Below are 13,253 nucleotides of genomic sequence, written 5' to 3'. Positions count from 1 at the left end.
TTTTTAAAAAGCGGGCACGTTTAATGACTATTAGGTCAAAACATGTGGGACTGGTGTTTAAGAGTTTGCAATGCTGGTAGTATTCTAGGCTTAAATTTGGTAAAATATTTCTGTTACGGTTTTATCGTTTTATGGTTAAAATCGTACCTTGACTAACTATATGACTAAAATAAAAGGGGTCTATTAAAATGTGTGGATTTGTGGGGTATCTTAACCAAACCGATGTCGATTCTGATGTCATCAAATCAATGGCGGATCGGATTAAACATCGTGGTCCCGATGATGAGGCTTATTTCCAAGACGAAACTGCCTCATTAGGCTTTAGACGCCTATCGATTATTGATTTAGCACATGGGAAACAGCCAATGCTAAATTCAACCAAAACTAAAGTTTTAACGTTTAATGGTGAAATCTATAATTATAAAGAAATACGAACAGAACTTAAAAAATTAGGTTATGTTTTTCAGACTGATGTGGATTCTGAAGTCTTGATCCACGGTTATGATGCTTGGGGCCCAGACTTGTTGCAAAAGTTGCGTGGGATGTACGCGTTTGTTATTTATGATATGGAGAAAAAAGAAGTTTTCGGTGCCCGAGATCATTTTGGAATTAAGCCTCTTTATTATTATGACGATGGCGATACATTTCTTTGGGGATCCGAAATTAAAGCTTTTTTGGATCACCCTAATTTTCATAAGGAATTTAATGAAAAATTATTACCTATTCATTTGAGCTTTGAGTTTATTCCATCAAAAGAAACAATGTTCAAAAACGTGTATAAATTATTACCTGGCACTTATTTCTTACACAAAAATGGAAAAACAGAAACACATACGTACTACAAATTCAACTATGACCATATTGATGAGTCACAGACGATTGAAGAGGATGCCAAAAAGATTCGAGGAATTGTAAAAGATTCTGTAAAAGCGCATATGATCGCCGATGTTGAGGTTGGTAGTTTCTTATCGAGTGGTATCGATTCGAGTTATGTTTTAGCAGAGGCAGCCAAGCTAAAGCCCATCCAATCATTTTCTCTAGGGTTTAACGACTCGAAATATAGCGAATTAAGCTATTCAACAGAATTTGCGAAAGAAATTCACCAACAAAATACACCGTTAACCATGGATGGCGATGATTACTTCGATATTTTGCCAACCATTATGTATTATATGGATGAACCACTTTCTAATCCGTCTGCAATGCAGCTTTATTACCTTTCTAAGGGGACACGTGAACATGTAAAGGTGGCACTCTCAGGTGAAGGTGCTGATGAATTCTTTGGCGGGTACAATACCTATTTAGAGGCCTTTCCATTTGAACGGTATCAAAAATTAGTGCCACAGTTTATTCGAACTGGGTTAGCACGTCTCGTTCAAAATATGCCACGTTTTCATGGTAAGCGGTTCTTAGTACGTGGTGCAGAGCCATTAAGTGAACGTTATTACCGTGTCAATTATGTGTTTGATAAGCACGAGCGGGATGAAATCTTAAAGGATCCAAGCATTAATGTGGATTCAGGTGCGTATACTAAGCATATTTTTGATGAAGTGAAAGATAAAGATGAAATGACACAAATGCAGTATTTTGATATTAATACTTGGCTGCCATTTGATATCTTACACAAGGCTGATCGAATGAGTATGTGTAATTCATTGGAAGTACGGACACCGTTAGTGGATAAAGAAGTCGCTAAATTTGCGGCAACAATGCCAATTAAAACACGCATTCATAAGGAAGAAACTAAGATTTCTTTGCGGACAGCTGCGGAAAGCGAACTTCCTGAACGAGTAGCTAAAAAGGAAAAAATGGGCTTCCCATCACCTATTGCAAGTTGGATTAAAGAAGATAAGTACCGTAAACGTATCGAAACGGCATTTAACTCTGATGTTGCGAAGAAATTCTTTAAACCAGAAGCTTTAATGCATATTTTAAAGGAACATATTAATGGTAAATCAAGCATGCAAAAGATTTTCACCATTTATACCTTTATTTTATGGTATGAAGTTTATTTCCCAGAAAATACAACTGCAACAACTAGTAAACTAGTTCATCGTACACAGATTTAATATTTGGAGATGAAAAACATGGCACTTGAGATTGCCGAGATTACAACAATTTTAAAGGAACATCAGCTGCTCAAGCACGTTGTAAATAATGCAAAAGGCGATCATCAAACGATCACGGGAGTTACTTACGATTCTCGGCATGTAGAGACTAACGATTTATTTTTCTGCAAGGGTAACTTTAAACCAAGTTATTTAGAAACGGCCCAAGCCAAAGGTGCAAGTGTTTATGTTGCAGAGCAAGTGTATGAACAAGCTCAAAATATGTGTGGGATTGTGGTGACCAACGTTTCGAAAGCCATGGCCTTGATTGGTGCCGCGTATTATGATTATCCACAAAATGATTTGTTTATCATTGCATTTACGGGAACAAAGGGGAAGACTACTTCGGCGTACTTTACGCACCACATTTTAAATGCGGTTACTAAAGACCAAGTGGCGTTATTTTCAACTATTGATCGCATCACAGGACCAAAACCAGAACAAGAATTCAAATCAGATCTGACAACACCAGAATCTTTAAACTTATTTCATGACATGCGTGAGGCGGTTGACAGCGGGATGCATACGTTGGTTATGGAAGTTTCCTCACAAGCTTATTTGCGAAACCGAGTGTATGGGTTACATTTTGATGTGGGTATCTTTTTAAATATTACACCGGATCATATTGGTCGAAATGAGCATCCAACTTTTGAAAATTATTTGCACTGTAAACTACAATTGTTAGTGAATTCTGATATTTGTGTGATTAATGCGCAGACAGCACACTTTGAAGAGGTCTATCAGGCAGCGAGGGCTACAACTGATCCTGATAAAATCTACTTGTTTAAGCAAGCTAATGTACCGATTGAAACCAAGGTACCAATGGATATTGTTTTTTATAATGATCAAGATAATTTACGACTGACAGAAATCGAAATTAAGTCAGTCAGTGAAAAAGGGGCTGGTTTGCAAATTGATGGACGCTATGATTTAAGTATGCCTGGTGATTATAACCAAAGTAACGCCACAAGTGCGATTCTGGTGGCAGGCTTAGCAGGAACAACCTACGCGCAGATGCATGATTTATTGGCCTCGGTAAAGGTTCCGGGAAGAATGGAATCCATTACTTCTAAGCAGCATGGCGTCATTTACGTAGATTATGCACATAATTACGCCAGTATGAATGCCTTACTTAGTTTTTTACGAAGTCAGTATCCTAAAGGCCGCATGATTGTGGTTGTGGGTAGCCCAGGAGACAAGGGAATTTCACGACGTAAAGGATTTGGCTTAGCATTGAGTGCGCACGCTGATGTGGCTGTATTAACGGCGGACGATCCTGGATTTGAGGATCCAAAAGCTATTATTGAAGAAATCGATCAACATATTGACCATCAAAAGGTTCAGGTGAAAAAAGTTGTGGATCGTTATGAGGCGATTAAAACGGCGATTACCATGGCCAAGGCCAACGATGTGGTGGTTTTGGCAGCTAAAGGCGAGGATCCTTATCAGAAGGTTAAGGGTGTGGACACCCCCTGGCCAACGGATACCAAAGTTGCAAAAGATGTTTTGAAAGGACTGGCATAATGGAAGAATCAAAAACAGACTTTATTCCGATTCTATTAGGGAGCGATTTTAACGCTTATGGAATGGCGCGGTCGTTTTATAAACTAACTGGGAAAAAGGTTAAAGCCTTTGCTGAAAAAGAATTGGCACCGACACGTTTTACCAAAATTGTGGATTTAGAATTAATCCCAGGATTTTCGGAAGATCCAGCCTTTTTTGATGCCATGCAGAAGATTATGAAACGTTATGAGGGGCGTAGCGAAAAAATCATTTTGCTTGGCATGGGAGATGGCTATGCTGAGTTGATTTCTAAGCACAAAGCGGAACTTTCAAAAGTGTTTGTTTGTCCCTACGTAGATTATGATTTGTTGCGTCAGTTAAATAATAAAGAACGTTTTTATCAAATTTGTGATAAATTTGACCTGCCTTATCCAAAGACGCGAATTATTACTAAGGCACAGTATGAAAGTGATCATCCCATTGAGGAGCCTTTTGAATTTCCGGTAGCGTTAAAGCCTGCTAATAGTGTGGAATGGTTAGATATTCATTTTGAAGGGCGAAAAAAAGCATTTCGGATTCAATCACGGGCTGAATTTGATGATGTTGTGGGAAAAATATATGACAATGGTTATACGTCTGATTTAATTTTACAAGAATTCATTCCCGGTGATGATAGTAATATGCGTGTTTTAAATGCCTATGTAGACCAACATCACCATGTCAAAATGATGTGTTTAGGCCATCCTCTGTTAGAAGACGCTGCGCCTTCAGCGATCGGCAATTATGTGGCTATCTTACCTGAATATAATCAAACTATTTATAAAACAATCCAAGACTTTTTGGAAAAAATCGAGTTTACAGGTTATGCTAATTTTGATTTGAAGTATGATTCTCGTGATCAAACCTTTAAACTTTTTGAAATTAATTTACGGCAGGGACGTAGTAGCTTTTTTGTTACTTTAAATGGTTACAATTTAGCCAAATGGGTGGTTGAAGACTATGTTACTCAAGATTTGAAAAATAAGCCGACCGTCTATGCTAACCGCTCTGAAAAGACACACCAATTGTGGCTTGGCGTACCTATAAAAGTATTTAAGAAGTATGCGCGAGACAATCGCGATAAGGTGACGGCTTTACAGCTGATTAAACAAAAACGTTATGGTATGACAGCCTTTGATAAGAAGGATATGAATTTGAAACGATTTGCCTTATTAACTTGGATGAATCATAATTATGTTAAAAACTTCGATCGTTATTTTGAAGAAAATAAGGGATGAAATAAATGAAAGATTTTTTTACAATTATTGGTGGAATGGGAACACCAGCTACAGAGAGTTATTTACGTCTCCTGAATAAGCGGACTCCAGCACATCGCGATCAAGATTATTTTAACTATATATTGGTGAATCACGCGACAGTCCCTGACCGGTCTACGTATTTGATGGATCACAGTCAGCCAAGTCCATTACCAGATTTATTGGAAGATATTCAAGAGCAAAGTGAGCTGAAGCCCAGCTTTTTCGTGATTGCTTGTAATACAGCCCACTACTTTTATGATGACTTACAAGCTGCTACAAACGTACCAATTGTCCATATGCCAAGAGAAACGGTGCGTTATATTAAACGCAAATTTCCTGATGCTAAACGCATCGGCGTGATTGGTACAAAAGGTACAACCACTGATGGCATTTACGACAGAGAACTTGAGCGAGAAGATTTGGAAGTCATAAAGCCAACTCCAGAAATTCAGGCTTTAACGACGCAGCTAATTTTTGATGATATCAAGAATCAAAATCGTGTTGATGGGGAACTATTTCATAATATTATTAAGCAAATGGTAGTTCAACAGGGTGCAGAAGTCGTTATTTTAGGTTGTACAGAATTATCTTATGCGCAAGAGTTGGCACCTGAATTAAACTTACCGGTGGCTGACTCACAATCTATCTTGGTTGATAAATCAATTGAACTGGCATCTAAATTAAGAAACCAAAAATAAATTCAAAAGTAAGCCGCATATAAACTCGAAATGGGTCATGACAAAAATTAGTTGATATGCTATACTTACTTTTGTATTTGCGGGCATAGTTTAGTGGTAAAATTCAAGCTTCCCAAGCTTGCGTCGCGGGTCCGATTCCCGTTGCCCGCTTTTCCATAAAGGAGTAGTATCTAATTTTATTTCTGCTTAGCGAGTTCGGAGTGGTGAGAGCCGAACCAGAAACGTTAGAGAACGTGCTTTTATGTTGTAATTAAACAGATTGAGTGGATTTCTTTAAATCAATTAGAGTGGTACCGCGGGTTAACTCGTCTCTTACAGTGTTTATTTGTAAGAGGCTTTTTTATTTGAACAGGAGGAAATAATAATGGATTACAAAAAACAAGTTGCAGAAAGTATTGTGACGGCCTTAGACGGGCAACTGGAATTACAAGTTGCTTATGATAAAATCGAGATTCCTAAAGCCTCTAATTTGGGAGATTTCGCATTTCCAACTTTTGTGTTAGCGAAAACACTGCACAAAGCACCACAAATGATTGCTCAAGAACTAGTTGAAAGTATTGATCAGGACGTTTATGAAAAAGTAGAGGCAGCAGGTCCTTACGTTAACTTTTTCTTAGATAAGAGTGCTTTTAGCCAAGAGGTTTTACAAGCTGTTTTAAACCAGGCTGACCATTATGGAGATGCTACGGTGGGCCAAAATGGTAAGGTCCCAATTGATATGTCATCGCCTAACATTGCAAAGCCCATTTCAATGGGGCATCTTCGCTCGACCGTCATTGGCAATTCGTTAGCAAATCTATTGGCTAAAACTGGTTATCAACCTGTTAAGATTAATCATCTTGGTGATTGGGGAACGCAATTTGGTAAGCTAATTGAGGCGTACAAACTTTGGGGTAGTGAAGAAGAAGTTAAAGCTGATCCAATCAATAAACTACTTGAGTATTATGTGCGTTTCCATAAGGAAGATAAAGCACATCCTGAATTAGATGACGAAGCTCGTAAATGGTTCAAAAAGTTAGAAGATGGGGATGAGGAAGCTACCAAGTTATGGCAGTGGTTCCGATCAGTTTCTCTCCAATCATTTAAGCATATTTATGATAAGTTGGGAATTACCTTTGATTCCTACAAAGGTGAAGCTTTTTATAACGATAAAATGGATGAAGTTGTTCAAATTCTAGAGGATCACAATCTCTTAAAAGAAAGTCAAGGTGCTGAGATTGTAGATTTGGATAAGTATAACTTAAATCCAGCGTTAATTAAAAAAACGGACGGTGCGACTCTTTATATTACCCGTGATTTAGCTGCGGCGATTTATCGAAAACGGACGTATGATTTTGTTCAATCCTTATATGTAGTTGGTGCAGAACAAATTAACCATTTCAAACAATTGAAAGCCGTTTTAAAAGAAATGGGATTTGATTGGTCAGATGATGTCCACCATATTCCGTTTGGATTAATTACATTAAACGGCAAGAAATTATCTACGCGTTCTGGTCGGGTTGTGCTCTTGGACAAAGTGTTGGATGATGCCATTGATTTAGCTAAACAACAAATTCAGTCTAAGAATCCGGATCTGAAAAATGCGGATGAAGTGGCGCATGAAGTTGGTGTAGGCGCGGTTATTTTCCATGATTTGAAAAATGAACGCATGAATTCATTTGATTTTGATTTGAGTGAAGTTGTGCGTTTTGAAGGCGAAACTGGGCCTTACGTCCAATATACACGGGCACGAGCGGAAAGTATCCTTAGAAAAGCCAACAAACAAGTAGCGACAGATGATGTGGTGTTGGCTGATCCGAATGCATGGGAAACGCTCAAGTATTTACAAGCTTTCCCTGAAACTATTTTGCGAGCTGTTAATGAATATGAACCTTCAGTTATTGCAAAGTATGCGCTCCATTTGGCTAAATCGTTTAATCAATATTATGCAAATTCAAAAGTTTTAGTTGAAGATGATCAGCTGAATGCCCGTTTAGCATTAGTGCAAAGTGTGAGCTCTGTGCTTAAAAATGCACTAGCGTTATTAGGTGTAAAAGCACCATCTGAAATGTAAAAATGAAAAAGTGGGAAAAGGCATTTTGACTTCAAGTATACGACGTTGTCTATGCAACAAAACTCGTTAAAGCGTTCAGTTGCTATGACCGTTTAGGAAAACGAATGAGTTGTTCTTTGAATCGTTTAGTTTTCGTCGCTAAGCAGAGAAGTTGGCTTTTTTCCGGTAGCGACTATTAAAGTTCGGAGACAGAAGGAGGCTGGGAGTTTTCCCCAGCCTCCTTTCTTTAGAAATAAAATGCAAAGAATTTCTCATTTCAAAAGACGGAATCCGACGACTCGTAATATTGAGACCTGTTACAATGTATCTTGTTGAGATATTAGTTGAGTTTAAGAAAGGGAGGTCATAAATATGGAAATTAAAGGTTTTGGTGTTGAAGAATGGTTAAACCAAAATGAAAAGAAAGCACAATTTGATATCTCACAAAGTACAATCAGTTCCTTAACACTAGGAGAGTTGCTTGAATTTGAAGATCAAAATCCATCTGAGTTGTTCACGAAGTATTTGGATACCAAATTAAATTACGGATGGATTGAAGGTTCACCGGAATTTAAGCGTTTAGTGGCAGAACTATATCAGCATGTGACCCCAGAAAATATTTTACAAACCAACGGTGCAACTGGTGGTAACTTTTTAGCCTTGTTTAGCTTACTAAATCCGGGTGATCATATTATCTCCTTATATCCTAGTTATCAGCAATTATATGATTTACCTAAATCTTTAGGGGTTAAGGTCGATCAATGGCAAATAAGAGAAGATTTAAACTGGCAACCAGACATCACACAGCTTGAAGAATTGATCTCACCTAAGACCAAAATGATTTGTTTAAATAATGCACAAAATCCTACGGGAAGCCTCCTCAGCAAGCCATTATTAAAGCAAGTCGTTTCACTGGCCAAGAAAGTGGGAGCCTATGTTTTAGCGGATGAGGTCTATCAACCGGTTGACAAAATTGATCAGTTTCCTAATATTGTTGATTTGTATGAAAAGGGAATTTCTGTTAATAGTCTTTCCAAAACGTATTCGGTTCCTGGGTTACGCATTGGTTGGGTTGCGACCCGTTCTCACGCTTTAGCAGATGTTTTTCGAAAATATCGCGATTACACGATGATTTCCGGCGGCGTTGTGAATGATTCTTTAGCTTGTTTAGTTTTGAAAAACCGGCATAAAATTTTAAAACGAAATGCAGAATTAGTGCAGCGTAATCACAAAATTTTAAAAGAGTGGGTTGCCGCACAAGAAAAGTTAGAGATTATTATGCCGGAACAGGTTTCGACAGCTTGTGTCAAAATTAAATTAAAAATTAACGACGAGGTGTTTTGTCAGCGTTTGTTGGCTCAGACAGGTGTCCTTTTAGTACCAGGATCACGATTTGAAATGCCCGGACATGCCCGGATTGGTTATTGTACGGATACTTTAACTTTAAAAATGGGACTACAGAAGTTAGGTGAATTTTTAGCTGAGTGTGATTAAGCATGTAAAAATTAGCTAAGAAAAGTCTTGGCTTTCGTTCTAACTTCTGAGATAATATAAATATTATAATTCCTATTTGAAAAGAGGCTAATAATGAAAAAGATTAACCCCGAAACAAAAAAAGAGTATCTTCGTTATCTCTCACGCACAGAATTAGGCCAGGTTTTGAACCCTAAAGAATGTGAAGTCATTTCAACACAGCTTCGGTTCAAAAAAGTTGCGAAGGGTCAAAATTTGATCAACCAATACGATGATCGCAATTATGCATTTTTTCTTAAAGAAGGATTTTTAAAGCTTGATTCCTTTGATGACGCTGAAGAATTAGCCTATACAACTTTCTTATGCCCAGATCGGTTATTTCCGTTAAGGGGTATGTTTGCCGACAGTTATTATTGTTATACAGCTACAGCTTTGTCAGAAGTAGTTGTGGCATATGTGACAACCGAAATTTTTGAAGGCTTGTTGGAAAGCAATCACCATTTTTCACTACTTATTATCAAACAGTTACAAAAAGCTATGGCAGAGCGGGAAACGTTCATTCAAAAAACCGTCACTTCCTCCGCTAAGATTCGTGTGCGTCAACTTTTAGGAATTCTAAATGAGCGCTATAGCGTTGTTTGTGATGGCGAAAAGAAAATTCCGTTTCCTTTGCCTATTAAAGAAATTGCACGCATTGGTGGTACTACTAGAGAGACAGCAAGCCAAGTCATTCATGAGTTGGATATCGAACAGAAGCTGCGTTACTCTAGAAAGTACTTATCATTTCCACAATACTTGTCATAATCATTGGTCATGGGCCTTTTAGACATTTTGAAACTTTGCTATACTTGAGACAGCTTAAAATGGAAGCGAAGTGCGATCATGAAAAAGAATGAACGACAAAAAATTATTACCGAATTGATCATTAACCAACCGATTACAAAACAAGATGATTTAATGCGTTTATTAGAGGAACATGGTGTGAATGCCACACAAGCCACCATTTCACGTGATATGCGTGAGTTGCATATCGTAAAAGGTGCCGATCGTGAAGGTAAACAGCGCTATATGATTTTTCAAACCTCTACGGAAGATCCAACAGAAGTCCTTTTTAAGACGTTTAAGCAAACGGCCAAGAAAATTGATCAAATTCAATTTGTGAATGTGATTAAAACAACACCGAATGACGGTAACCGCCTTGCTGCTGTTTTTGATGACACAAAAATGCCTGAAATTGTGGGAACCATAGCGGGCTTCGATACGATTGTAATTTTTAGTCCTGATCAAAAACAGGCAACTCAGTTAAATCAACGTTTGGCAAAAATTCTGGAGACAGACTAGAAAAGAGTAAAAACGAGAATTCGAGTGGTTCACTTTTAAAAATTTTCGTGTTACTCTTTTTTAGTGTTTCCAAATATCACGAATTTTTTTAAGGCTCTGTTAAGTCGGGAGCTAATAAGAAAACTCGCAATTTTTTTATGATACAATACACCTAACATTCAATTTAAGACGGAGACTTTCATGAATACTAATAATTTTTTCTCCACTATAAAAAAATGGGTAAAACAAGGTGGCCATTTTTTAGCGCCACATTGGCGACGTTTTCGGGTTTCTTTTGGACACTTTTGGCATAAATTTCAACTGACACGTTGGTTGATTATTCTCTTTTTAAGTTTTTTCCTTGTCATGAGTATTTATTTGACTTATCAAGCCAAAACAGCTAATGTCGGGGATCTAAAAAGTGCTTTGGAAAAACCAACCTTGGTTTATGACGTTAAAAATAAAAAAGCGGGGTCCCTCTATTCACAAAAGGGGACATGGGTTAAATTAAATCAAATTTCGACGAATGTTCAAGATGCTGTGATCTCTACAGAGGATCGTGGTTTTTATAAAGAGTACGGCTTTTCTATTAAAGGAATTGGGCGTGCTGCACTTTTGTATGGCATGAATAAAGTAATGGGTCGTAACTACATTAGTGGCGGTGGCAGTACTTTAACCCAACAATTAGTTAAGAATGCGTTCTTATCCCAACAACAAACGTTTACACGTAAAGCCAAAGAGCTCTTTCTTTCGATTGAGGTCGAAAATGTGTACACCAAGTCAGAAATTTTGGAAATGTATTTAAACAATGCTTATTTTGGAAATGGCATTTGGGGTGTTCAGGATGCTTCTAAACGTTATTTTGGTGTTTCAGCCAGCCAGTTAACCGCACCGCAAGCAGCTGTTTTGGCGGGAATGCTAACGTCACCTAGTGCTTATAATCCAGATGATCATCCGGCGGCTTCAAAACAACGGCGAAATGTTGTTTTGAGTTTGATGGCAGAAAATCATAAGATTACAAAAGCACAGGCAAAAATTTACCAAAACACGGCATTAGTGACTACGAATGCCTATTCGGATACGAGTGATTATAAGTATCCATATTACTTTGATGCCGTCATTAATGAAGCAATTAATCGATATGGATTAACTGAGTCTGATATCATGAACCGAGGATATAAGATTTATACCTATCTCAATCAAAATGATCAAACTAATATGCAATCACAGTTTAAGAATTCAAGCTATTTCCCTACAAATGCGTCTGATGGTACAAAAGTTCAGGCAGCGTCCATTGCAATTAATCCCAAAACAGGTGGTGTCGCTGCAGTGGTAGGGGGGCGTGGTAAGCACGTATTTAGAGGCTTTAATCGTGCTACACAAATTAAGCGCCAACCAGGCTCCACTTTGAAGCCGATTGCGGTCTATGCGCCGGCACTTGCGAGTGGTTATTCTTATGACTCAACATTACAGGATAAATTACAGTCCTATGGCACTAATCATTACCGGCCCAAAAATTACAACAATCAGTATGCAGGTTCCATTCCAATGTATAAAGCACTGGCAGAAAGTCGTAATGCACCAGCGGTTTGGTTACTGAATAAAATTGGTGTTTCAAAGGGATACGCTTCAGTAGAGAAGTTTGGTATTAACCTTGATAAGGGAGACAAAAACTTAGCACTGGCACTTGGTGGATTAACGGCAGGTGTTTCTCCCTACCAATTAGCGAGTGCGTATACCGCTTTTGCGAATAACGGGGAACTAGCACAAACTGGCTTTATCCGTAAAATTGTAGATTCTTCCGGAAAAACGATTGTCAATAATACGCCACAAACTAAGCGTGTGGTTTCCAAAAAAGTCGCCAAACAAATGACGAGTATGATGATGGGTGTATACAGTGATTCATACGGAACGGGTGTGAATGCTAAACCTTACGGATACACCATTGCTGGTAAAACTGGAAGTACCGAAGTAGATGGTGGCTCCACTTCGGATGCGACAAGCGACGAGTGGATGGTTGGCTACACACCAGACGTTGTTGTCGCAACTTGGGAAGGCTTTGACGATACAACCAAAACGAATCATTTGGAGAATTTAAGTGGCGTCGGTATGAGCGGGTTATTTAAAGCAGAAATGGAAACCATCTTACCCAATACAGCTGGAACCAGTTTCAATACGAGCAGTGCTTCTAGTTTGGCTGCTGCAGAAAGTTCCGGTTCTGCATCAGGCATTTGGAACAGTATTCAAAGTGGGGCTTCTAGTGCACAAAAGGAAATTGCAAAGGGCACAGACTCGTTTAAAGAAAAAGCCAGTGAATGGATTGATAAGGCAAAGGACTTTATCGGTAATTAACTTTTTGGATATTCGTATCAAACGTAGGTTGGTATGATACAATATGACTATAAAGGTGTGACACATCTAGGAGGAAAACGATGGCTGTTAATATTTACGATACTGCAAACAAAATGGAAGAAGAACTCCGTCAAACAACCGAGTATACAAACTTGGTAACTGCATATGATGAAATGAAAAAAGACGAAGAAGCATACAAGCTTTTTAAAGAGTTCCAAGAGGTCCAAGTTAATTTGCAACAAAAGCAAATGAACGGAGAAGACTTAAGTGATGATGAAATGGACAAGGCACGCAATATTGCAAGTCAGGTGGGAAATGTGGATGTCATTAAGTCATTGATGGATAAAGAACGTAATTTAAATCAACTTTTAAATGACATTAATCAGATTATCACTAAACCAATTCAAGAATTGTATCACGAATAAAAAGAGTTAATTAAAAAAACGTATTTTAATACCAGTAGGGTTAG

The 13,253-nt window shown here is 38.1% G+C and carries 10 protein-coding genes and 1 tRNA gene; all 11 read left to right on the top strand.

Annotation, left to right across the window (positions count from 1 at the left end; all coding sequences use genetic code 11):
* Positions 1 to 188: 188 nt before the first annotated feature.
* The 11 genes from asnB to IV80_RS01570 all read left to right on the top strand — a co-directional run bounded on the left by asnB (position 189) and on the right by IV80_RS01570 (position 13,209).
* Positions 189 to 2,069: an asparagine synthase (glutamine-hydrolyzing) gene (gene asnB / locus IV80_RS01620; RefSeq protein ID WP_057748517.1), complete on the top strand. Its 1,881-nt coding sequence runs from the start codon at positions 189 to 191 to the stop codon at positions 2,067 to 2,069.
* A gap of 18 nt (positions 2,070 to 2,087) precedes the next feature.
* A complete protein-coding gene (locus IV80_RS01615) occupies positions 2,088 to 3,632 on the top strand; it encodes a UDP-N-acetylmuramoyl-L-alanyl-D-glutamate--2,6-diaminopimelate ligase (RefSeq protein ID WP_057748514.1) in 1,545 nt (514 codons plus the stop codon).
* Complete coding sequence (locus IV80_RS01610) at positions 3,632 to 4,888, top strand: carboxylate--amine ligase (protein ID WP_057748511.1); 1,257 nt, start codon at positions 3,632 to 3,634, stop codon at positions 4,886 to 4,888. The genes IV80_RS01615 and IV80_RS01610 overlap by 1 nt, the downstream gene beginning before the upstream one ends.
* Before the next feature lie 5 nt (positions 4,889 to 4,893).
* Positions 4,894 to 5,607, top strand: a complete 714-nt coding sequence (locus tag IV80_RS01605; protein WP_057748508.1) for an aspartate/glutamate racemase family protein — start codon at positions 4,894 to 4,896, stop codon at positions 5,605 to 5,607.
* Between the two features lie 79 nt (positions 5,608 to 5,686).
* Positions 5,687 to 5,757, top strand: a tRNA-Gly gene (locus IV80_RS01600).
* 214 nt (positions 5,758 to 5,971) lie between these two features.
* Positions 5,972 to 7,660: an arginine--tRNA ligase gene (argS, locus tag IV80_RS01595; RefSeq protein WP_057748505.1), complete on the top strand. Its 1,689-nt coding sequence runs from the start codon at positions 5,972 to 5,974 to the stop codon at positions 7,658 to 7,660.
* A 351-nt stretch (positions 7,661 to 8,011) separates the two neighbouring features.
* Positions 8,012 to 9,133 (top strand): aminotransferase, encoded by a 1,122-nt coding sequence (locus tag IV80_RS01590; protein WP_057748501.1) that lies wholly within the window; start codon positions 8,012 to 8,014, stop codon positions 9,131 to 9,133.
* Positions 9,134 to 9,226: 93 nt separating this feature from the next.
* The gene (locus tag IV80_RS01585; protein ID WP_057748499.1) at positions 9,227 to 9,916 is read left to right on the top strand and encodes a Crp/Fnr family transcriptional regulator; all 690 of its coding nucleotides are present in this window, start codon (positions 9,227 to 9,229) and stop codon (positions 9,914 to 9,916) included.
* A 78-nt stretch (positions 9,917 to 9,994) separates the two neighbouring features.
* Positions 9,995 to 10,453: an arginine repressor gene (locus IV80_RS01580; RefSeq protein ID WP_057748496.1), complete on the top strand. Its 459-nt coding sequence runs from the start codon at positions 9,995 to 9,997 to the stop codon at positions 10,451 to 10,453.
* A 180-nt stretch (positions 10,454 to 10,633) separates the two neighbouring features.
* Positions 10,634 to 12,784 (top strand): PBP1A family penicillin-binding protein, encoded by a 2,151-nt coding sequence (locus IV80_RS01575; protein WP_057748493.1) that lies wholly within the window; start codon positions 10,634 to 10,636, stop codon positions 12,782 to 12,784.
* An 80-nt stretch (positions 12,785 to 12,864) separates the two neighbouring features.
* Entirely contained in the window at positions 12,865 to 13,209 is a 345-nt protein-coding gene (locus IV80_RS01570; RefSeq protein WP_057748490.1) for a YlbF/YmcA family competence regulator, read from the top strand.
* The last annotated feature ends 44 nt before the right edge of the window (positions 13,210 to 13,253 follow it).

Source organism: Pediococcus cellicola, from assembly GCF_001438655.1.
Taxonomy (GTDB): Bacteria; Bacillota; Bacilli; order Lactobacillales; family Lactobacillaceae; genus Pediococcus; species Pediococcus cellicola.
Note: the sequence above shows the minus strand (reverse complement) of the source record. Positions and strands in the feature narration are given on the sequence as shown.

Excerpts from the sequence above, each read along its gene's own strand:
- argS (WP_057748505.1), top strand. The coding sequence starts at position 5,972 with ATGGATTACAAAAAACAAGTTGCAGAAAGTATTGTGACGGCCTTAGAC.
- asnB (WP_057748517.1), top strand. The coding sequence starts at position 189 with ATGTGTGGATTTGTGGGGTATCTTAACCAAACCGATGTCGATTCTGAT.
- IV80_RS01605 (WP_057748508.1), top strand. The coding sequence starts at position 4,894 with ATGAAAGATTTTTTTACAATTATTGGTGGAATGGGAACACCAGCTACA.
- IV80_RS01615 (WP_057748514.1), top strand. The coding sequence starts at position 2,088 with ATGGCACTTGAGATTGCCGAGATTACAACAATTTTAAAGGAACATCAG.
- IV80_RS01585 (WP_057748499.1), top strand. The coding sequence starts at position 9,227 with ATGAAAAAGATTAACCCCGAAACAAAAAAAGAGTATCTTCGTTATCTC.
- IV80_RS01590 (WP_057748501.1), top strand. The coding sequence starts at position 8,012 with ATGGAAATTAAAGGTTTTGGTGTTGAAGAATGGTTAAACCAAAATGAA.
- IV80_RS01610 (WP_057748511.1), top strand. The coding sequence starts at position 3,632 with ATGGAAGAATCAAAAACAGACTTTATTCCGATTCTATTAGGGAGCGAT.
- IV80_RS01580 (WP_057748496.1), top strand. The coding sequence starts at position 9,995 with ATGAAAAAGAATGAACGACAAAAAATTATTACCGAATTGATCATTAAC.
- IV80_RS01575 (WP_057748493.1), top strand. The coding sequence starts at position 10,634 with ATGAATACTAATAATTTTTTCTCCACTATAAAAAAATGGGTAAAACAA.
- IV80_RS01570 (WP_057748490.1), top strand. The coding sequence starts at position 12,865 with ATGGCTGTTAATATTTACGATACTGCAAACAAAATGGAAGAAGAACTC.